General features: G+C 62.7%; 13 protein-coding genes and 1 pseudogene. 7 read left to right on the top strand and 7 right to left on the bottom strand.

All coding sequences use genetic code 11. The features are described from left to right. Nucleotides 1-53 precede the first annotated feature (53 nt). The gene (locus tag OVY48_RS03800) at nucleotides 54-866 is read left to right on the top strand and encodes an IclR family transcriptional regulator (protein ID WP_313921871.1); all 813 of its coding nucleotides are present in this window, start codon (nucleotides 54-56) and stop codon (nucleotides 864-866) included. 79 nt (nucleotides 867-945) lie between these two features. On the opposite strand, the gene OVY48_RS03795 is transcribed toward OVY48_RS03800, so the two are convergent. The 5 genes from OVY48_RS03795 to OVY48_RS03775 form a co-directional block, all read right to left on the bottom strand. Continuing rightward, a complete protein-coding gene (locus tag OVY48_RS03795) occupies nucleotides 946-2529 on the bottom strand; it encodes an SMP-30/gluconolactonase/LRE family protein (RefSeq protein WP_037480315.1) in 1584 nt (527 codons plus the stop codon). Between the two features lies 1 nt (nucleotide 2530). Beyond that, the gene (locus OVY48_RS03790) at nucleotides 2531-3946 is read right to left on the bottom strand and encodes an aldehyde dehydrogenase family protein (RefSeq protein WP_313921870.1); all 1416 of its coding nucleotides are present in this window, start codon (nucleotides 3944-3946) and stop codon (nucleotides 2531-2533) included. A 156-nt stretch (nucleotides 3947-4102) separates the two neighbouring features. Continuing rightward, complete coding sequence (locus tag OVY48_RS03785; protein WP_037480319.1) at nucleotides 4103-5887, bottom strand: thiamine pyrophosphate-binding protein; 1785 nt, start codon at nucleotides 5885-5887, stop codon at nucleotides 4103-4105. Beyond that, entirely contained in the window at nucleotides 5884-7260 is a 1377-nt protein-coding gene (locus OVY48_RS03780; protein WP_037480321.1) for an aromatic ring-hydroxylating oxygenase subunit alpha, read from the bottom strand. Before OVY48_RS03780 ends, OVY48_RS03785 begins: the two co-directional genes overlap by 4 nt. A gap of 100 nt (nucleotides 7261-7360) precedes the next feature. After that, complete coding sequence (locus OVY48_RS03775; RefSeq protein WP_037480322.1) at nucleotides 7361-9190, bottom strand: flavin-containing monooxygenase; 1830 nt, start codon at nucleotides 9188-9190, stop codon at nucleotides 7361-7363. Between the two features lie 169 nt (nucleotides 9191-9359). On the opposite strand from OVY48_RS03775, the gene OVY48_RS03770 reads away from it, so the two are divergent. The 5 genes from OVY48_RS03770 to cas2 all read left to right on the top strand — a co-directional run bounded on the left by OVY48_RS03770 (nucleotide 9360) and on the right by cas2 (nucleotide 15871). Beyond that, nucleotides 9360-10205 carry an SDR family NAD(P)-dependent oxidoreductase gene (locus tag OVY48_RS03770; protein ID WP_156106334.1) on the top strand — a complete coding sequence of 282 codons (846 nt, stop codon included), beginning with the start codon at nucleotides 9360-9362 and terminating at the stop codon, nucleotides 10203-10205. Nucleotides 10206-10207: 2 nt separating this feature from the next. After that, on the top strand, nucleotides 10208-11083 hold the full coding sequence (locus tag OVY48_RS03765) for an alpha/beta fold hydrolase (protein WP_052027833.1): 876 nt from the start codon (nucleotides 10208-10210) through the stop codon (nucleotides 11081-11083). A 514-nt stretch (nucleotides 11084-11597) separates the two neighbouring features. Further along, nucleotides 11598-14594, top strand: coding sequence for a type II CRISPR RNA-guided endonuclease Cas9 (gene cas9 / locus OVY48_RS03760; RefSeq protein ID WP_409592952.1), 2997 nt, complete (start codon nucleotides 11598-11600; stop codon nucleotides 14592-14594). A gap of 18 nt (nucleotides 14595-14612) precedes the next feature. After that, nucleotides 14613-15536 carry a type II CRISPR-associated endonuclease Cas1 gene (gene cas1 / locus OVY48_RS03755; protein ID WP_037480332.1) on the top strand — a complete coding sequence of 308 codons (924 nt, stop codon included), beginning with the start codon at nucleotides 14613-14615 and terminating at the stop codon, nucleotides 15534-15536. 29 nt (nucleotides 15537-15565) lie between these two features. Continuing rightward, nucleotides 15566-15871 carry a CRISPR-associated endonuclease Cas2 gene (gene cas2 / locus OVY48_RS03750; protein WP_037480334.1) on the top strand — a complete coding sequence of 102 codons (306 nt, stop codon included), beginning with the start codon at nucleotides 15566-15568 and terminating at the stop codon, nucleotides 15869-15871. Between the two features lie 239 nt (nucleotides 15872-16110). On the opposite strand, the gene OVY48_RS03745 is transcribed toward cas2, so the two are convergent. Beyond that, nucleotides 16111-17019, bottom strand: coding sequence for a hypothetical protein (locus tag OVY48_RS03745; protein ID WP_313921868.1), 909 nt, complete (start codon nucleotides 17017-17019; stop codon nucleotides 16111-16113). 96 nt (nucleotides 17020-17115) lie between these two features. Between OVY48_RS03745 and OVY48_RS03740 the strand changes: the two are divergent. Beyond that, a pseudogene (locus OVY48_RS03740) lies at nucleotides 17116-18219 on the top strand (IS256 family transposase); the annotation flags it as partial. 261 nt (nucleotides 18220-18480) lie between these two features. Here OVY48_RS03740 and OVY48_RS03735 read toward each other — a convergent pair. Beyond that, complete coding sequence (locus OVY48_RS03735; protein ID WP_107126479.1) at nucleotides 18481-19515, bottom strand: IS110 family transposase; 1035 nt, start codon at nucleotides 19513-19515, stop codon at nucleotides 18481-18483. Nucleotides 19516-19705 lie beyond the last annotated feature (190 nt).

Here is a 19705-nt window from a genome sequence, read left to right as displayed (position 1 = left end):
GTTCTATATATTGAACACTCTGCTCCATCGCCGGAGCGATGGAGGCCTGTTGCATGAGTGACCTGATCCGCGCGCGTTCCCCCTCCCCCGTCCGCAAGGTCGCGGCGGCGGTGAAGGACAGTAAGGCTCCTGCCATAACCCGCGCGGCGGCGATCCTGCGGTTATTGGGACGGAGCGACCGGCCTTTGGGCGTTCAGGCGATCGCCAAGGAATTGGGGCTGGTGCCGTCCACCTGCCTCTATGTCCTGCGCGCGCTGGCGGAGGAGGAGCTGGTGTCGTTCGACGCAGACACCAAACGCTATGCGCTGGAGGCGGGCGTGCTGACGCTGGCGCGGCATTGGTTGCGGCGCGATCCGTTCAACGATCTGGCGCAACCGCTGCTCGACCGGCTGGCGCAGCGTTTTGGCCTGACCATGTTGGGGGTGCAGGCCGTGGGCCTCGATCATATGATCGTCGTCGCCATGGCGCAGTCGGGCAGCGGGTTTCAGCTCAGCACCCGGGTCGGCAGCCGCTTCCCGGCGCTGATCAGCGCGACGGGGCGCTGTATTGCGGCGTTCGGCGATTATCCGGTGGCGGAATTGAAGGCGCGGTTTGACCAGTTACGCTGGGACGATCCGCCTGCGTTCGACGATTGGATGGCGCAGTTACGCCAGACCCGCGCGCAGGGTTTTGCAGTGGATGAGGGGCAATATATTGCGGGCGTGACGGTGGTGTCCGCGCCGGTGTGGAAGGGCGCGGGGCGGCCGGTTCATGCGCTGGTGGCGATCGGCATTGGGGCGGCGCTGGGGCGGGAATTGGGGGCGTTGCAGGATGCGCTGGTGGAGGCGGCGGGGGCTCTGTCCGGGCAGTTGGGCGGTGGGGCGTAACACACTATCCGTTCGTTTCGAGCGTAGTCGAGAAAACGGAGCGCGCCTGTGTCTCGACTACGCTCGACACGAACGGGGTTTATTGGGCGGGGCGGAGGGCCAGGACGCTGCCTTCGGCGTCGCCCGACAGGTAGAGCGTGCCGTTCGGTCCTGCGGTCAGGCCGCAGAAATTGATCATCGGTCCAGCCATGTCGCCGATCGGGCCGAGATAATGCGGCGTGATGCCGATCGGTGCGCCGACTGGGAGGTTGGTGGCCAATATGTTCCGATCGCCGCCGGACAGGTCGCAGCCGACCAGCGATTTGGTGCCGGTATCCACCACGAACAGGCGGTTGCCGATGATGGCGATGCCTTCGGGTTTTTCCAGCCCGTCGAGGACCGTTTCGATACGTCCGCTGATCAGTTTGATCACTTTGCCCGTTTGCGAGGCGTAGAGGATGCCGTTGGCGTCGATAGCGACGCCCATCGGCTTGTGGAGGCCTTCGGCCAGCGTCTCGGCCGACCCATTGCTGGCCGAAAGCAGGCGTCCGCTGCCCTGTTCGGCGAAGACGACTGCGCCGTCCGGGGCGAGCGCGACGCCCATGAGGCGGTCATGGCCGTGGGAGAGGAAGTCGCTGGCCCCCTCGCCCGGCCGATAGCGTGCGACGCTGCCGGTGCCGGTGGTGATGATCCATTCGCCCGATTGCGATCCCGCTGCAACGCCGCGCATATAGCCGGGGCAGCCGGGGTAGAAGATCATGCCCGCTAGTTGCGGCGCACCGCCGGGGCGGAGCGTGTAGCCGAACGTGCCGTCCGCGACGAACAGCGCGCCATCCGCACCCATGGCGAGGCCGAGCGGCCATTGCAGCGCGCGCGGGACGACCGAGCGGACCTTGCCGTCGCCGAGCAATTCGGTGATTTCGCCGGGGATGCTGGAGACGAAGATGCGATCGCCGATGAAGCTGACATTGTCGAGGCCGGGGCCAAGATCGGCGAGGATTTCGCGCGTGCCGCTGATCGGGTCGATGCGCAGCACCTGGCCGCTGGCGACCTGGGTGGTGACGATGCGGCCCTTGCTGTCGAACTTGACCGAGTCCGGCACGCCAAGGTCGCCTGCGACGACGTCATGCGCGCCGGTTTCCATGTCTACGCGCCAGATTTCATTGGCGCCCATGACGGGGACATAGAGTTTGCCGTCCGGGCCGACCTGAAAGGCGTTGGCCATGGGGATATTGTCGAGGATGAGGCGGGGCGCGCCGCCGTCGCGGTCCAGTTCCATGATGCGCGCGCCCATGCGGCACTCGCCTGCGATCAGGCGGCCCTGATGCCAGGTGATCGGGTTGGCGACGGGCATGTCGCCATAGATGACGCGCGCTTCCCCGCCGGGCGTGAGCATCGACACGCGGCCTTCGGTGATTTCGGTGAGGTAGAGATTGCCAGCATCATCGAACACCAGATCGTCGGGCGCGACGATCGCGCCGCCCATCGGGCTGATGGTCGAGATGGTGCCTGTATCGACGTCGATCGCGCTGACCTGGCTGCCGCCGACCTGGGCGACATAGAGGCGGCCGTCCGGGCCGGTGGCAAGGCCGTTCGCGCCGTAGAGGCGGCTGGGGGGTGTGAGGCGTTCGAGGCTCCACCCTTCCGCCGCGGTCATGCCGCTGGGCGCGATGCGGCTATCCATATCAGGCGTAGCCGAGCATGGATTTGACTTCGAGATATTCGTGGAAGCCATACTCGCCCCATTCGCGCCCATTGCCGCTGCGCTTGTAGCCGCCGAACGGGGCGTGGAAATCGAAGCCGCCATTCATGCTGACCCAGCCGGTGCGCAGGCGACGGGCCACGGCGTGGACCTGGGCGGTGTCCAAACCGTTGACGTATCCCGCGAGGCCGAAGGGGCTGTCATTGGCGATGGCGACGGCATGGTCGATGTCGTCATAGGGGATGATGACCAGCACGGGGCCGAAAATCTCTTCGCGGGCGATGAGCATGTCGTTGGTGCCGAGGAAGACGGTGGGGCGAACGAACCAGCCCTTCTCGATGCCTTCGGGGCGGCCGGGGCCGCCTGCGACAAGGGTGGCGCCTTCTTCGGCGCCTTTGGCGATATAGTCCTGAATGATATTATATTGCGCCTTCGACACGACCGGCCCCATGGCGACGTCGCCTGCCGGGTCGCCAACGGTGACGGCTTGTGCGGCCGACTTGGCGGCTACAAGCGCTTCGTCTAGGCGGGATGCGGGGACAAGCAGGCGCGATCCGGCGCTGCAGGTCTGGCCGCTATTGCCCATCATGCCCGCGGTTGCGCCGGTGACATTGTCCGCCAGCGCTGCGTCGTCCAGCACGATGAAGGCGCTCTTGCCGCCCAGTTCCAGGCCGACGCGCTTGACCGTGGTGGCGGCGTCCTTCTGGATCTGCACGCCGACGGGTTCGGAGCCGGTGAAGCTGATCATATCGACATCTTCGTGGGTCGAGAGCGCGGTGCCGATGACGCTGCCCTGCCCCTGGATCATGTTGAACACGCCCGCAGGCACGCCCGCCGCGTCGATGATTTCGGCGAGGATCTGCGCGGAGAAGGGCGCGAGCTGCGGCGGTTTGAGGATCATGGTGCAGCCGGTGGCGAGCGCGGGGAAGACCTTGACGCAAGTCTGGTTCATCGGCCAGTTCCATGGCGTGATGAGGGCGCAGACGCCGATGGGTTCGCGGCGGATCAGGGTGGGCCCGCGCAATTCCTCGAACGCGAAATTCTCCAGCAATTCGATCGCGGTCTGGAGATGACCTGCGCCGAGGCCGACATGGAAGCCGTTGGCAAGGACGGATGGTGCGCCCATCTCCTCGCGGATCGCCTCACCCAGGTCGGCCATGCGGCGTTGATATTCGGACTGGATGGCCTTGAGCAGATCGAGCCGCTGTTCGCGCGTGGTTTCCGACCAGGCGGGGAAAGCGCGGCGCGCGGCGGCGACGGCTTTGTCCACGTCCGCAGCGGAGCCAAGCGCGATATGGCCTGCGACAGCTTCGGTTGCGGGGTTGATGACTTCGGCCGTCTTGGGCGCGACCGGGACTACCCACTGGCCGTCAATGTAGAAGTGCAGATGGTGGCGCATGATTGTTGTCCTCTCCTTCGTTAAATCCTCCCCCATTGGGGGAGGGGGACCACTCCGAAGGAGTGGTGGAGGGGTGTCGCCCTATCGATGGCGTGACACCCCTCCGTCTGGCCTGCGGCCAGCCACCTCCCCTCACAGGGGAGGAATTTCTCCGGCTTACTGCGTGCCTTCCGCGTACCAGGTGCGGAATTCGGCATATTTGGGCATTTCTTCCGAATTGGCCTTGGGGTCGATGACGACATGAACAACGCCGACCTTGCCGCTGGCATAGGCGCGTTCGATCGCGGGTTTGATGTCCTCGGCGCGGGTCACATATTCGCCGTGGCAGCCAAAGCCTTCGCCGATCTTGTCGAAACGGACGTCCTTGCTCCAATGGGTGCCGGTTTCTTCGGTGCCCTGACCGAAGGTGCGCTTGTAGACGCCCACTTCCAGACCCCAGGCATTGTCGACGCCGACGACGCAGACCAGCGGCAGCTTGCAGCGCGCCGCGACTTCCAGTTCGCCGATATGGAAGAGGAAGCTGCTGTCCGAGGTCAGCAGCATGGCCGGGCGCGAAATGCCGGTTGCCGCCTGGTCCGCCAGCATTGCGCCGGTGGCGTAGGGGATGCCCGTGCCGATATGCCCGAAATTCTGGTTCCAGATCACGTCATGCGGTTTGCACTGCGAATAGGTCCATTGGAAGATGACGCCCGCGCCGCCATCGCGGATCATGATGCCGTCCTTGGGGAAGGCCTGTGTCGCTTCGACCGCGAGGCGCGCGGGATGGATGGCCACGTCGCCAGTGCCGTCGCTCTTGGTCAGCGATTCCGCCGCCAGTTCGTCCAGTTCCGCCTGACCGTCGCGCATGAAGGCTTCCAGCATCGGCGCCGGTGCGCGCGGCGTGTCCTTGAGCGCGGCGACAAGCTGCGGCACGACGCCGCGCAGATCGCCGACCAAGGGCACGTCGATCGGGCGGTTGACGCCGATGGCCGAGGCATCCTGTTCGACATAGATCCATTTGCGGATCGCTTCATTCTTCTGCCAGTAGCGCCATTTGCCGAAATGAACCGGTTCGCCGAGTTCAGTGCCGAGCGCCAGCACGAGGTCGGACTCGGTGACGGCCTCGATCGACGCCTTGGAGAAGACATATTGGAAGGTGCGGTCTTCGAGACCCTTGATATAGCTGGTGCCGCCCGATGTCTGGATGACGGGGCAGTTCATCAGATCGGCCAGTTGCTTGACCGCTGCGCCGGTGCGTGACGTGTGGACGCCATGGCCGACGAGAAGGATCGGGTTCTTGGCTTCGCGGATCAATTTGGCGGCTTCGTGGACCCGGTCGATGTCCGCGCCTTGATTGACCAGGCGATAGCGCTCCGGCACCAGTGGTGCTGGCAGGTCCAGCTCTTCCAGAATGATGTGGCTGGGATATTCGATATAGACCGGGCCAGGGGTGCCGCCCATCGCCTTGCGGATGCCTTCGCGGATCACTTCGTCGGTCTGGTCGGCATATTCGATGGATGCCGCATATTTCACCGAATTTTCGAACAGCGGCATTTGCTTGACGAACTGGATGCGGCCACGGCGAACGCGCTGTTCGGTGACGCGGGCGCGCTGACCCGACAGGAAGATGACGGGCGAATGTTCGACCAGCGCGCATTGGATGGCGGGCGCCATATTGGCGATGCCCGGCCCCAGCGTGCCGATGGCGACGGCGGGCTTGCCGGTGATGCGCGAGGCGGCTTCGGCCATGAAGCCTGCGGCGGCTTCATGATGGGGCGCAACCACGGTCCAGCCGCGCCGTTCGGCCTCCAAGAACATATGGACGAAGTTCGGGTCGGGAATGCCGAACAGGGTGTTGATGCCTTCGGCCTCGAACAGATCGAGGACGCGCTTATAGACTGGCGTGCCTGGCGTGTCCGATGCGGTTGCAGCGGTGGCAGGTTTGGGATCGTCGTAGCTCATTTCAATAGCCTCGGTGCGCCCGTACCCATGTACGCGGCGAGGTTGCGGTGGAAATTGGTGATCTTGCGTTCCTGGTGCGGATTGGGCAGCGGCCCGCGGAAACCGCGCGACTTCATCCCTTTCTGCACCCATTTCATGTTCGAGAAGTCCTGCGCGAGGACGGCGCCCCACCCTTCCGCCGTCGGTTCGGCATGTTCCCATTCAGTCGCCGGTTCCTGGCCTTCGGGGAACCGTTCGATCGCGTAGGATTCGAAGATGCACATGTTCGGATCGTCGCCGAAGGGCCGCGCGCGATAGCAGAGCGCGAAGGTGATCCCCTGCAACACCGACATGTTGGGAAAGACGTGCCAGGCGAGGCCGGCCTCGGCCATGACCTCTGGCGGAATGTCGGGCCAGAAGACGCCGCGTGCAGCGTCATCCGCCCGCGCCGATTTCAGCCAATGGGCGATGACGTCGGCGGCCGCCGTGCCTTCGGGCAATTCATCGACCAGACGACTAGCCGCATCGACCAGCGTTTGCGTGGACGCGGCATAGTTGAGCGTCTCGTAATTTTCCCGGATCAGCTCGTAGGTCGAGCGGCGCGGGTCGTCGCCCTTGCCTGCGCGGGTGACGCTGCTGCTCTGGCTCATGGCGAAGGCAGGATCGCGCTGGTCGAACCCGCTGACGCCGTGCAGGCCATAGGCCGCGCTATAGGCATAATAGTCGCCATAGGCGAGCAGCTGGCTATGCGTGCCCGCGACATGATAGGGTTCCATGAAGGCTTCGAGCGCAGTCTTCCAATTGGATGGATAAACCACCCATTTGCGCCATTTGTAGCGCATCTTGTCCATCTCGAAATAGGACAGGATGCGCCCGGCATCGCCCAGGAACTCGGTCACGGGTTCAGCATCCAGATCCATGTGAATCCAGATCCAGCCGCCCCACAGATCGACCTTCACTTCGGAAAGATGCGTACAGTCGGGCGTCAGGGCGCCCTGCCAGTCCTGCGGATCGAGGATATAGCTGTTATTGCCGTCAATATCGAAGGTCCAGCCGTGGAAGCCGCAGATGAAATTGCGACGCTTGTTGCCGTTGGCCGAGTGCGCGCCTTCGGGCACATCCACTAACTGCCGCCCGCGATGCGGACAGACATTGTGATAGGCCTTGAGCCGATCGGGCGCGACGCGGATGACGATGATGCTGTCGTCGCAAATATCGTAGGTCAGCCAGTCGCCGACGTCCGGCAATTCCTCGACCCGCGCGGCGACCTGCCACACTTTGGGCCAAAGCTTTTCCTTTTCGGCCAGCGCATAGTCGCGCGACAGGAAGGCCTCGACCGGATAGGTCAGCGGCTTGGTCAGATCATCGACGGTGATGGTGGTCGGGCTGTTCATGCCATGCTCCCGCAGCCTGTTCCCTGACGTTCGATTATCGCGAACAGCCGGGCCAGCCCAAGCGAAAGCGGGCAGCGCGGCGACATCATCCCCCCGGCGATCATGACCGCAATTCCATGCCCGCTAGGTCACCGCGCGCGCGCCAGTCCTGCAACAATGTCTGGAATGCGCCCCAGCCGGGGCCGTAGCTGCGGAACAGCGCCCAGGGTGCTTTTACCTGGCCTTCGTTGGTGAAATAGCTTGGCGTACATTCGATCTGGAAGGCGGAGGTGTCATATTCCACGTCGTGGAAATGCTGGACATAGGCGTCCTGTGCGTCCGCCGTAGTTTCGACCGAGGCCGCGCCCTTTGCCATTGTCGCCTGGATGATATGGGCGATATGTTCCGCCTGCCGCCCGAATTGTTCGGTGACGCTGGCGTTGAGGCCGCCCTGAATATAGCCGATGAAGAACTGGTTGGGGAAACCATGGGTCATGGTGCCGTGCAGCGTCTTTGGCCCGTTCGCCCAATGATCGTAGATGGACAGGCCATTGCGCCCCTCCACCACATCGATGCCCCAGCGGCGCTTGAGGTCGCTGGTGACTTCAAAGCCGCTGGCGAAGATCATGCAGTCAACGGCATAGTCGACGCCGTTCGAGACGAAGCCGGTCTCCGTCATCCGCTCCAACCCCTTGGCGTCGGACACGTCGACCAGTTTGACGTTGGGCTGGTTGAAGGCGGCGTAGAAGTCGTTGCTGGAGAGCGGGCGCTTGCACAGGAAGCGATACCAGGGCTTGAGCGAGGCGGCCGTCGCTTCGTCCTTGACCATTTCATCGACGCGGGCGCGCAGCCGCTCCATGACGCGATAATCCACCACTTCGCGGCGGGCCATGAATTCTTCGGGCGACAGTTCCGGCCAGCCTTCGGCTTCCAGTTCGGCGTGGAGGTTGCGCGCGATTTCGGTCCAGATGTCGCAGATCAGATCCTGCTCACCGGGCAGGAAAAATTCCATCGCGGCGCGGTGGAAATTGGCCTGGCGCTCGGCCTGCCAGCCCGGTTGCAGCGATTCCGCCCAGTCGGGATCGGTCGGCGGATTGGGCCGTTCGTCCACGGTCGATGGCGTGCGCTGAATGACGTAGAGCTGCTTGGCGTAGCGGGCGAGATGCGGGACGGCCTGGATCGCGGTGGCCCCGGTGCCCAGGATCGCGACACGCTTGTCGGCAAGCTTGTCCAGCACGGGATTTTCGTAGCTGCCGCCGGTGTAGCCATAGTCCCAGCGGGCGGTGTGGAAGATCTTGCCCTGATAGCGGTCTATCCCCTCGATCCCCGGCAGCTTGGGCATGTTGAGGACGCCGCAGCCCATGATAACGAAGCGGGCGCGGAAATGATCGCCGCGGCTGGTTTCGACATGCCAGCGCTGGAGTGTATCGTCCCATCTGAGCGCGGTGACGAGGGTGTGGAACTGGGCGCGATCGTGGAAGCCGAAGCGCTGGGCGATCTGTTTGATATAGGCTTGAATCTCCGCGCCGTCGGCGAATTTCTTGGACGGCATGAAGCCGGTTTCTTCGAGCAGCGGTAGATAGCAATAAGCGTCATTGTCGCACTGGATGCCGGGATAGCGGTTCCAGTACCAGACGCCGCCAAAGTCGCCGGCATGGTCGATATTGCGGAAATCGGTGACGCCTTGCTTGGTTAGATGATAGCCCGCCAACACCCCGGCAAAGCCTCCGCCCAGCACCAGCACGTCGAGATCCTCGACCAGCGGGTCGCGCGGGGTGACGGCCATGTGCGGATCGACATCATAGCTGTGGGTCGTGTCGTCGGTGGTCGGCTGATACTGCGCCTGCCCGTCACCACGCAGGCGCTTGTCGCGCTCCTCGCGATATTTTGCGCGCAGCGTCGGGATATCGAATGTATCGGGCGCTGGCGTCCGGGTGGGAGTGCAGCTCATATCCGCTCCATGACAGCTTGTTGTTTCCGGCAACTAATCAACAACACTGTTCATTTGCAATGCGGTCTGCGCGGTTAGCGCGGGAGCGATGTTTCGCTTTGCCCTCTGTTTAGGGCTTGGCCGCGCGGGCTAGGTTGAGCGCGTAAAAAGTGGGATGAGGATGTCGGACATGGCGCAGCAATTGATGGATTTCACCGGCCGGACGATCATCGTCACGGGCGCGGCGGGCGGCGGCATCGGCACCGCGACGACGAAGATGCTGGCGCAGGCGGGCGCGACCGTGATTGCCGCTGGGCGCACCCAGGCCAAGTTCGACGCGCATATCGCGCCGCTGATTGCGCAGGGGCTGGCGATCGTGCCGGTGATCGCCGATGTGGGAACGGACGAGGGCGTGGCGAAGGTGATGGAGGCGGCGGTGGCGGCCCCCGGCACGCTTCATGGCCTGGCCAATGTCGCGGGGGGCGCGGCTCCGCAGACCTGGATGCGGGCGGAGCGGGTGACGCGGGCGGACTGGCGGGCGCTGTTCGAGCAGAATCTGGAGACGATGTTCTTCATGAGCCAGGTGGTGGCGCGGGAATTGCGGGCACGGGGCAATCCGGGTGCGATCGTGGGAGTTTCCTCGATCAGCGGGATGAACAGCGCGCCCTATCACATCGCCTATGGCACGGCGAAAGCGGCGATCGTCGCGGCGACCCGCACGCTGGCGACCGAATTGGCGCTGGACAATATCCGCGTCAATGCGATCGCGCCGGGTATGACGATCACACCGGGGTCGGGCGCTTACATCGATGAGGATGTGGCGCGGGACCAGGCGGCGATCGCCATGGGACGGCGTGCCCAGCCGGAGGAACAGGCGGGGGCCATCGCCTTCTTATTGTCCGACCTGTCGAGATATATCACTGGGCAGACGATATTGGTGGATGGCGGGCTGAACCTCAAATGGACGCATCTGGGCGCGGACAATACGTCGCTATTCCTGAAGAATGAGGATTTCCGTGCAGCGATAAAGGCGTAACAATGGCTGGCATGAGCGCGATTGAAAGACAGACATTGCGGGGGGCGGACGTAGACCTGGCCGCCGACGTCACCGGGCCGGTGGATGGCCAGCCCATCCTGTTCCTGCATGGCAGCGGGCAGACGCGGCAAAGCTGGGGCAAGGCGCTGGTCGAGGCGGCGCGCCATGGGTTTCGCGCGCTATCCATGGATTTGCGCGGCCATGGCGACAGCGGATGGTCGCCCGATGGACGCTATGATCTGACCGTCTTTGCCGATGATTTGCGCGCGGTGCTGGCGCAATTGGACCGACCCCCGGTGGTGGTGGGCGCGTCGCTGGGTGGGATCGTCGGCATGATCGTGGCCGCCGCCGATCCTGCCGCGATCCGCGCGCTGGTGCTGGTGGACATCACCGCAACGGTGGACATGGAGGGGGCGAACGAGGTGATCGCCTTCATGAACGCCGGGTCGGACGGCTTTGCCTCGATCGAGGAGGCAGCAGCGGCGGTATCGGCCTATCTGCCGCATCGTGACAAGCCGCAGAGCAGCCGGGGGCTGGCGAAGAATTTGCGACAGCGGGGCGCACGCTGGTACTGGCATTGGGACCCGGCTTTCATGACGATGGGCGTGGATGCCAAGCAGGAGGCGGAAGGACCGACCGTGCTGGAGACGGCGGCGCGGGGGCTAACCATTCCCACCTTGCTGATCCGGGGCGGCCGCAGCCGGATCGTGACCGAAGAGGGGGCGCGCGCCTTTCTGGAGATGGTGCCGCATGCCGACTATGTGCATATCGACGGCGCGCATCATATGGTGGCGGGCGACGCCAATGATGCGTTCAACGATGCGGTGTTCCGATTTGCCGATCGGCAGGTGGAAGGATCATCGCAGGCTGACGGGTGACGCACAAAAAAAAGGCGACGCCGGAGCGTCGCCCTTATCTGGTGCGTACTGACACTTGTTAACTGCCAGACCGCGATCTCTGAGGTTTTGAGATCGCACAGGCGCCGACCGTCGTCAATAGTGACAATGATCGACAGACCCATTTCGGCGCAGAATTTGCCTTGACCTTAGCCAAGTAACTTGGCCCATTGGATTTTCTCTTCTGGGGGTCGATTGTCATGACAGGCAAAAAGCATATATATTGGCGCTTGGGCGCTGACCTGGGGGCCAATTCGCTGGGTTGGGCGGCGATCGAACTCGATGCGCGCGGATTGCCTAGAGCTATCCTCGCGGCCGGTTCGCGTATTTTCAGTGATGGGCGCGATCCCAAGTCCGGGGCGTCGTTGGCCGTGGATCGGCGCGATGCGCGGGCGATGCGGCGGCGGCGGGATCGCTTTCAGCAGCGGCAGCGGGCGTTGCTCAAATATCTCGTCGCTGACGGGTTGTTCCCTGAGGTGAAGGTGAACGCAAGGCGCTGGCCGCGCTCGACCCCTATGCGCTCCGCGCACGGGCGCTGGATGAGGCGCTGTCGCTGCATGAATTGGGCCGGGCGCTCTTTCATCTCAACCAGCGGCGCGGTTTCAAATCCAACCGGAAGGCCGATAGGAAAGCGGATGACGACGCAGGCAAGATCGCGATCGGCGTTGATCGTGCGCGTGAGGCCATGGCCGAGAATGGCGCGCGTACCTATGGCGAATGGTTGCACCGACGCCGTGCCAGCGCGACGGACGCCAATGCCATTCCCCCGGTCCGGACACGACTGCGCCCTGAAAGCGGCGAAGACGCCAAGGGCGATGGGTATGATTTTTACCCTGGCCGCGACCTGCTGGAGGAGGAATTTGCGGCCATTTGGGAGGCGCAAGCGGCGCATCATCCCGACGTGCTGACTGACGACGTGTATGAGCGCCTGTTCGAGATCGTCTTTTACCAGCGCCCCTTGAAAGCACCGCAGATCGGCATGTGTACGCTGATCGCGGGTGACCGGCGGCTGCCCAAGGCGCATCCCTTGTTCCAGCGCCGCCGCTTGCTGGAAGAACTTAATGCGCTGATGATCGTGCGGCCGGGCGAAGTCGCGCAGCGTCTGACGCGCGAGGAACGCGATACGCTGTTCCTCAAGCTCAAGGATCGCAACAAGGTCAGTTTCGAAAGCCTGCGAAAGACGCTCAAGCTAGACCCCGACGCGCGTTTTAACAAGGAGAGCGAAAACCGCACCGAGTTGAAGGGCGATGAAGTCGCGGCGGCGATGGGGAGCAAGACGCGCTTCGACAATCGCTGGGTGCATTTGTCGATCGAAGAGCAATGGGCAGTGATCGAGCGGCTGGGCGATGTCGAAAGCGACGCGGAGGATGCGGCTTTTCGCGCCTGGCTGGCCGAGCGTTACGAGTTAACGCCGGAACAGACGCGAGCCGTCACCAATGCGCCGTTGCCGCAGGGCTATGGTCGGTTCGGCGAGACCGCGACACGCAAGCTGATCGACGCGCTGCGCGACGGCGAGAAGGATGGTCGAGTGCTGGTATATAGCGAAGCGGTCACGGCGGCGGGCCTGGGCCATCATAGCGACCGGCGCACGGGCGAGGTCTTCGAGGACGAAGAGGGGCGACCGCAATTGCCCTATTATGGCGTGGCGCTGGAGCGGCACATCATGCCGGGGACGGGAGATCCGTCCGATTCGGATGAAATGCGCGTTGGTCGGCTGACCAATCCCACCGTCCATATCGGGCTCAATCAGTTGCGGCGGATCGTCAACCGGCTGATCCGCGCCTATGGCCCGCCCGCCGAAATCGCGATCGAGCTGGCGCGCGAACTGAAGCTGACGGATGAGGACAAGAAGCGGATCAATAAGGAGAATAACAGCAATCGGCTGGATGCGGAACGGCGGTCGGAAAAGCTGTTGGCGATCGGCAAGCCCGATACCGGTGCGAACCGGGCCTTGCTGAAATTATGGGAGGAACTGAATCCGGCCAATGTACTGGACCGGCGGTGCATCTATAGTGGCGTGCAGATTTCCATCGACATGCTGTTTTCCGCTGCGGTCGAGGTCGATCATATCCTGCCATTCACCGCGACGCTGGACGACAGCAATGGCAACAAGATCGTCTGCACCCGCGAGGCCAATCGGGAGAAGCGCAAACGGTCCCCCTATGAAGCGTGGGGGCATAGCGCCCGCTGGGAAGAGATTGCCGCGCGCGCCGCGCAATTGCCGCGCAACAAGCGCTGGCGGTTCGAGCCGGATGCGATGGAAAAGTTCAAGGATGACGGCGGGTTTCAGGCTCGGCATCTGATCGACACCCAATATCTCGCCCGGCTGTCGCGCGAATATCTGGCGACGCTCTATCCCGACAAGGGCGAAGGGAGCGGCCATATCTGGGTTTCGCCCGGCCGCCTGACCGAGATGGTGCGGCGCAAGCTGGGCCTCAACGACCTGTTGCCCGATCATAATTTCGGCGGCGGCGCGGATCAGGCCAAGAACCGGCTGGATCATCGCCATCATGCGATCGACGCGGTGGTGGTGGCGATCGTGGACCGGGGAATGCTGAACAGGATTGCGCGGGCTTCGGGTCAGGAAGGCGCGGAAGGACGCGAACGGATCATCATTCCCGAACCGTGGGAAGGATTCCGCGATGATCTGCGCACGGCCGTCAATGCCATTACCGTCAGCCACCGTACCGATCATGGCACGGCGTCGAAAGCGGGCCTGCCCAAGGGCAAGGACGCGACCGCCGGGCGGCTGCATAATGACACCGCCTATGGCTTTACCGGGGAAAGCGACGCCAAGGGCAACAGCATCGTGGTGCGCCGGGTGCCGTTGTCGAGCTTCAAGAAGCTGGCCGACATCGACCGTGTGCGCGACCCTGAGTTGAAGGCTGCGCTCTACCAGCATCTCGACGGGCTGGAGGGCAAGGCGTTCGAGAAGGCGATTGGTGAGTTTGGCAGTCGCGAATGGCATCCCTATGGTGGCGTCCGTCGCGTGCGCGTGACCGAACCGCTGAGCGTCATTCCCATTCGTGACCGAAATGGACACATCTACAAGGGCTATAAGGGCGATTCCAACTACAGATATGATGTGTGGGAATTGCCGGGAGGCAAGTGGGTGAATGAAGTCGTTTCCATGTTCGATGCGCATCAGCCGGGCTGGCAATCCGCCATCCGCGCCGCCAACCCCACCGCGCGCAAGGTTTTGAGTTTGCATCGCGACGATGTGCTGGCGATCGAGCGAAATGGTGCGGAGCGGGAACTGGTGCGTGTCGTGAAATTTTCCGAGAAGCAATTTGCGGTCGCGCCACCCAATGAAGGCGGAGCGTTGAAGGCGCGCGATGCCGATAAAGGTGATCCGTTCAAATATAGCTACCCCTCGCCCAACACGCTCAAGGCATTGCGCGCGCGCCAGGTTCGGATCGACGAGTTGGGCCGGGTGCTGGACCCCGGCTTTCCCGCGCGTACGAAGCAGCGCAAGACACGCAAGCCGAACTGAGCGGGCGCGGCGACAGACATGGACCGAATCGTCGATATCGCGACCGACGGCCGTCATCTGTCGGCCTATCGCGGTTTCCTGATCGTGTCGCAGGATCGGGAGGAGGTCGGCCGGATACCGCTGGACGATGTCGCCGCGGTCATCGTCCATGCCCATGGCATAAGCTGGTCCACCAATCTGATCGTCGCGCTGGCGCAGCGGGGCGCGATCATGCTGTTGTGCGGCAGCAATCATGCGCCGGTCGCCGTCTGCCTGCCGCTCGACGGGCATCATGCCCAGAACAGCCGCATCCGCGCGCAGTGGGAGGCGGGCAAACCGCTGTCCAAGCAGCTATGGCGGCGGATCATCATCGCCAAGATCCGCTGGCAGGCGGCGATTTTGGAGGCCAATGGCGTGTCTGCCTCCGCGTTCGACCTGCTGGCCAGGCGGGTCGGGTCGGGCGACCCGGACAATGTCGAGGCGCAGACGGCGCGCCGCTATTGGCCTTTGCTGATGGGCGAGAGTTTTCGTCGCGACCGGGATGCGGAGGATATCAACGCCCTGCTCAACTATGGCTATACCGTGCTGCGATCGCTGTGTGCGCGCGCCGTGGTAGCATCCGGCCTGCATCCCTCGATCGGCGTGCATCATGCCAACCGCACCAATGCCTTTGCCCTAGCCGACGACCTGATCGAGCCTTTTCGGCCGCTGGTCGATGGACTGGCGGTGCGGATGGCGGCGCGTGGCATCGATAGGGTGACGCCCGAAGCCAAGCGCGCTTTTGCCGGGCTGATCGCGCTCGACCTGCCTGGAGCGGACGGCGCGACGACGGTGGCGGGTGCCGCCAACCGGGCTGCCCAAAGCCTGGCGCGGGCGTTTCAAAGTGGGCTGGCGACCGACATCATTCTTCCGGCCCCGCCTTCTGCCCTGGAACTGGCCGGGCTCGACGCGCTGCTCCCGTGAGCGCGAGCCAACTGAGCGGATATCGCCTGATGTGGATTTTCGTGATGTTCGACCTGCCGGTGGGCACCAAGGAACAGGCCCGTGCCGCTACCAAATTCCGCGAGTTCCTGCTGGACGAAGGTTTTGAGAAAAGCCAGTTTTCCGTCTATGCTCGTTTCTGCAACGGCAAGGAACAGTTTGAAACCTACATGCGGCGAGTCGAAGCGAAGCTCCCCGATAATGGCGACGTCCACATCCTCAGTTTCACGGACCGGCAATATGAAAATATCGTGCGATTTTCAGGGCAGCGGCGCAGGCGGCAGCGGAAAAACCCCGATCAGCTGGCTTTGTTTTAGCGATTCGGGTCGTTTTGAAGGCGGGCGATCCGTCATTATCGCTTTGGTTTTCAATGCGATAATGACGGATCTATTATAACCGCTCAGAGATCGCGGTCCAGCGGCAACAAGGCGATGTCGCTGTCAAATTCCTGGCCGATTATAACCGCTCAGAGATCGCGGTCCAGCGGCAACTGACCGCCGACCCGATCGAACCTCCGGGATATTATAACCGCTCAGAGATCGCGGTCCAGCTGTGTCTATGGCTGCTTTGGTTGCATGGCCAATCCTGCCAGACCCGTGGCCGCGTCGGTCATGAATAGATAGGCGTCGGTGCCGGGTTGCCGATCCTTGTTGATCGACTTTGCCGGAACCGCGCCGCTTTTGTCCTGATGGGTGGCCAACCATTTTTGCGCGCGTTTTAGGGCGGTTGCAGTCGACGGATCGCCTGTTTCTCGTAGAATGACGGCGACCGATGCGGTGGCGTAGCCGTCGCTTTCCTGTGGCAAACTCGTTCCATCGATGCGCTGCCATGTCGACAGGCTCGGCAGGTTCCAGCCGCCATCCGGTCGCTGGCTTGCCATCAGTTCCGCGAGGATTTCGGTACGTTGCTCTGGAACCAACACATCGTCAAGCTGGCTGTCCGCCCATAGGATGAGGGATCGGGAATAGAGCGATCCGCCGCGGATGCCGCTGCGCAGATAGGCGCGGAGCGCTTCGATTTGTGGCGCAATGGCCGGGTTTGCGGCATAGCCGTCGGGCGCACGGGCAACAGCGAGCGCCGCCAGGGTTGCACCCCAATATGACGCGCTGGTCGATTCAAAGGGTTCGAGGCGGAAATTGAGCCAGGTGAAGCCGCCCTTTTGATCCCCCGTCTTCATCTGGACGCCCCACATGTTGGCGAAGGCCTGTCGCGTATCCGCGCCAAAATGCCCGCTTGCCTGATCGCGGGTGGCGAGGATCAGGGCGTTCAGGACCGCTTCGACGCCGCGGGATTCGGCAGATTTGGGCACGCCGCGCGTCTGATCAGGGTAGAAAGGCTGGACCGCGTCCCACAGATAAACGCGTTTTACCACGTCATCGAACATGGCCATTTCATCGATGCTGGTCGTGTCCCAGGAGGTGGTGTAGGTTTTGAGGGTAGCGAAGCTGACCGGACGCGCGCTCATCGATAAAGCGCTGTAGCGGCCGGTCAGTTTCGCGGGTGGTCACCGGCGAACTTCGGATAAGTTTGGGTTGCGAAGCTCAACTTACGGAGACCTCCGATGACCAATGACAAGATGGACCTGCACGCTCTGGTTGGGAAGACAGCCGACGGCGATTTTCTACGCGACATGATCGGCTTTGCCGCGCAGCGGCTGATGGAACTGGAAGTGGGCGGTGCGACCGGCGCTGCCTATGGTGAAAAAGATCCTGAGCGCCTCGCGCAGCGCAACGGCTATCGGGATCGGGACTGGGAGACGCGAGCAGGGACGGTCGAGCTGCGGATCCCCAAGCTGCGCAAGGGAACATATTTTCCAGGGTTTCTGGAGCCCCGCCGTATGGCAGAGAAGGCACTGACGGCCGTCATCCAGGAAGCTTATATCCAGGGGATCTCGACCCGCTCTGTGGACGATCTGGTCAAAGCCATGGGCATGAGTGGGATCTCAAAGAGCCAGGTCAGCCGACTGTGCGTGGAGATCGACGAGCGGGTGAAGGCCTTTCTCGATCGTCCGATCGAAGGCGACTGGCCCTATCTCTGGATGGACGCGACCTACATCAAAGTGCGGCGAGCCGGTCGCATCGTCTCTGTCGCGGTCATCATTGCCGTTGGCGTTAACAGCGATGGCCGGCGCGAAGTGCTCGGCATGGCGATCGGTCATTCCGAAGCGGAGGTCTTCTGGACCGAGTTTCTACGCAGCCTTGCTCGTCGCGGTCTGCGCGGCGTGAAGCTGGTGATCTCAGATTCCCATGAAGGCATAAAAGCCTCCGTCGCCAAAGTGTTCAGCGCCACCTGGCAGCGATGCCGGGTTCATTTTATGCGCAATGCGCTGGCCCATGCCGGCAAGAGTGGACGCCGGGTCGTGTCGGCATTCATCGCCACCGCTTTCGCCCAGGAAACTCCAGAGGCCGCAAAGGCCCAATGGCGTAGCGTCGCCGATCAATTGCGCCCTACCGTGCCAAAACTCGCTACTCTGATGGACAGCGCCGAGGAGGATGTGCTGGCCTACATGACCTTCCCAGCCCAACACCGCACGAAGTTGCACAGCAACAATCCGATCGAGCGGCTCAATGGCGAGATCAAGCGGCGCACCGATGTTGTCGGTATCTTCCCCAACGAAGAGGCGATTACCCGTCTCGTCGGCGCTATCCTTCTGGAACAGAACGACGTGTATGGACCACCCCCACCTTGCAAGGCTTTTCAACAGATTTCGACGATTTCGGATCTTGCGGTCGTGTATCCGGCCTTGTTGTGCGGCATAACACGCCGCAGGCCCCTATGGTTTCCGCGGATCGACGGCCGGACAAATGGACGAACTCAAATTGGTTCGCATCATTTCAGTGACCTTTGTCGATCCCCGGTGATACCGGTTCGCCATACTCTGTCGTTGCCCTCGCAAGTCGGCACCATCACATCGGCGCCGAACTGGTTAGGCCGCCATCGGCAAAGGCGATGGACGGCGGTATACCTCATTCCTGGTCAACATGGCCCAGATCGAGCGAGCCGTCTTGTGAGCGACGGCTGTTGAGGCTACATTCACGGGCCTCCTGTCGACCAAAGCTTTAAGCCAGGGCCGAGGTGTCACGTCCTTGCGGAACGTTGTTCCTACAACGGCCCGAGCTCCATGGATCAAGAGCGTTCGGAGATATCGATCGCCGCCTTTGCTGATCCGACCAATCTTCTCTTTTCCCCCGCTCGCTCGAATCCGTGGCGTCAGGCCAAGCCAAGCTGCAAAATGACGGGAAGACTTGAACTGACTGCCATCGCCGACGGCTGCCACAATCGCTGTCGCCGTAATTGGGCCCACGCCCGGAGCAGTAGCCAGACGCTGGCTGTCCGGGTTTGATTTGTGCCAGGCGACGATCCGCTTCTCCATCTCGCCAAGCTTATCGGTTAATGTGTCGATGTGCCGGAAAAGACATCGCAACGCTTCTCGCGCTTCGTCCGGGACGACGGTCTTGTCCGAGGTTGCAAGACGCTCGCTCAATATCGCGAGCTGTCGCACGCCCTTGCCCGCGATAAGCCCGTATTCGCCCAGCAGTCCGCGCAGTGCATTGATCGTCGCCGTTCGCTGTCGGACCAACAGGCTGCGGACACGATGCAAAGCCAGAACCGCCTGTTGCTGCTTCGTCTTGATAGGAACAAACCGCATGTTCGGCTTGGCGACGGCCTCGCATATGGCCTCCGCGTCGGCGGCGTCCGTCTTGTTCCGCTTCACGTACGGCTTAACGTACTGAGGTGGAATGAGCTTGACCGTGTGGCCGATCTCCACAAGCAAGCGCGCCCAGTGATGCGCGCTAGAACACGCTTCCATTCCGACTAGGCACGGCGGCTGCTTTTTGAAGAAGGCCGCCATATCGGCCCGAGAGAGCTTTCGGCGAAGCACGGTTAAGCCGGCCTCATCTACACCGTGAACTTGGAAAACCGTTTTGGCCAGATCAAGGCCAATCGTAACAACTGACATCGCGCTTCCTCCACTTTAATGGCACCATATAATATGATCGTTTGCATGGGGGTGGTCCATGCCATCAAATGGGCCGTCCAACGCTGCCGCTACATGACACTTGAGAGCGTCTCAGGTTTAAGCGATAATCCCATCATCACGTTGCCTGCCATGGCAGCATGATCAATCCGGCTTAGCCGGAGGTCGCTGT

This window comes from Sphingobium sp. SA2, from assembly GCF_032227065.1.
In the GTDB taxonomy this organism is placed as follows: domain Bacteria; phylum Pseudomonadota; class Alphaproteobacteria; order Sphingomonadales; family Sphingomonadaceae; genus Sphingobium.
Note: the sequence above shows the minus strand (reverse complement) of the source record. Positions and strands in the feature narration are given on the sequence as shown.

What these genes read in the sequence shown, in the direction of transcription:
- OVY48_RS03800 (WP_313921871.1), top strand. Translation starts at nt 54, where the DNA reads ATGAGTGACCTGATCCGCGCGCGTTCCCCCTCCCCCGTCCGCAAGGTC.
- OVY48_RS03795 (WP_037480315.1), bottom strand. Translation starts at nt 2,529, where the DNA reads ATGGATAGCCGCATCGCGCCCAGCGGCATGACCGCGGCGGAAGGGTGG.
- OVY48_RS03790 (WP_313921870.1), bottom strand. Translation starts at nt 3,946, where the DNA reads ATGCGCCACCATCTGCACTTCTACATTGACGGCCAGTGGGTAGTCCCG.
- OVY48_RS03785 (WP_037480319.1), bottom strand. Translation starts at nt 5,887, where the DNA reads ATGAGCTACGACGATCCCAAACCTGCCACCGCTGCAACCGCATCGGAC.
- OVY48_RS03780 (WP_037480321.1), bottom strand. Translation starts at nt 7,260, where the DNA reads ATGAACAGCCCGACCACCATCACCGTCGATGATCTGACCAAGCCGCTG.
- OVY48_RS03775 (WP_037480322.1), bottom strand. Translation starts at nt 9,190, where the DNA reads ATGAGCTGCACTCCCACCCGGACGCCAGCGCCCGATACATTCGATATC.
- OVY48_RS03770 (WP_156106334.1), top strand. Translation starts at nt 9,360, where the DNA reads ATGGCGCAGCAATTGATGGATTTCACCGGCCGGACGATCATCGTCACG.
- OVY48_RS03765 (WP_052027833.1), top strand. Translation starts at nt 10,208, where the DNA reads ATGGCTGGCATGAGCGCGATTGAAAGACAGACATTGCGGGGGGCGGAC.
- cas1 (WP_037480332.1), top strand. Translation starts at nt 14,613, where the DNA reads ATGGACCGAATCGTCGATATCGCGACCGACGGCCGTCATCTGTCGGCC.
- cas2 (WP_037480334.1), top strand. Translation starts at nt 15,566, where the DNA reads ATGTGGATTTTCGTGATGTTCGACCTGCCGGTGGGCACCAAGGAACAG.
- OVY48_RS03745 (WP_313921868.1), bottom strand. Translation starts at nt 17,019, where the DNA reads ATGAGCGCGCGTCCGGTCAGCTTCGCTACCCTCAAAACCTACACCACC.
- OVY48_RS03735 (WP_107126479.1), bottom strand. Translation starts at nt 19,515, where the DNA reads ATGTCAGTTGTTACGATTGGCCTTGATCTGGCCAAAACGGTTTTCCAA.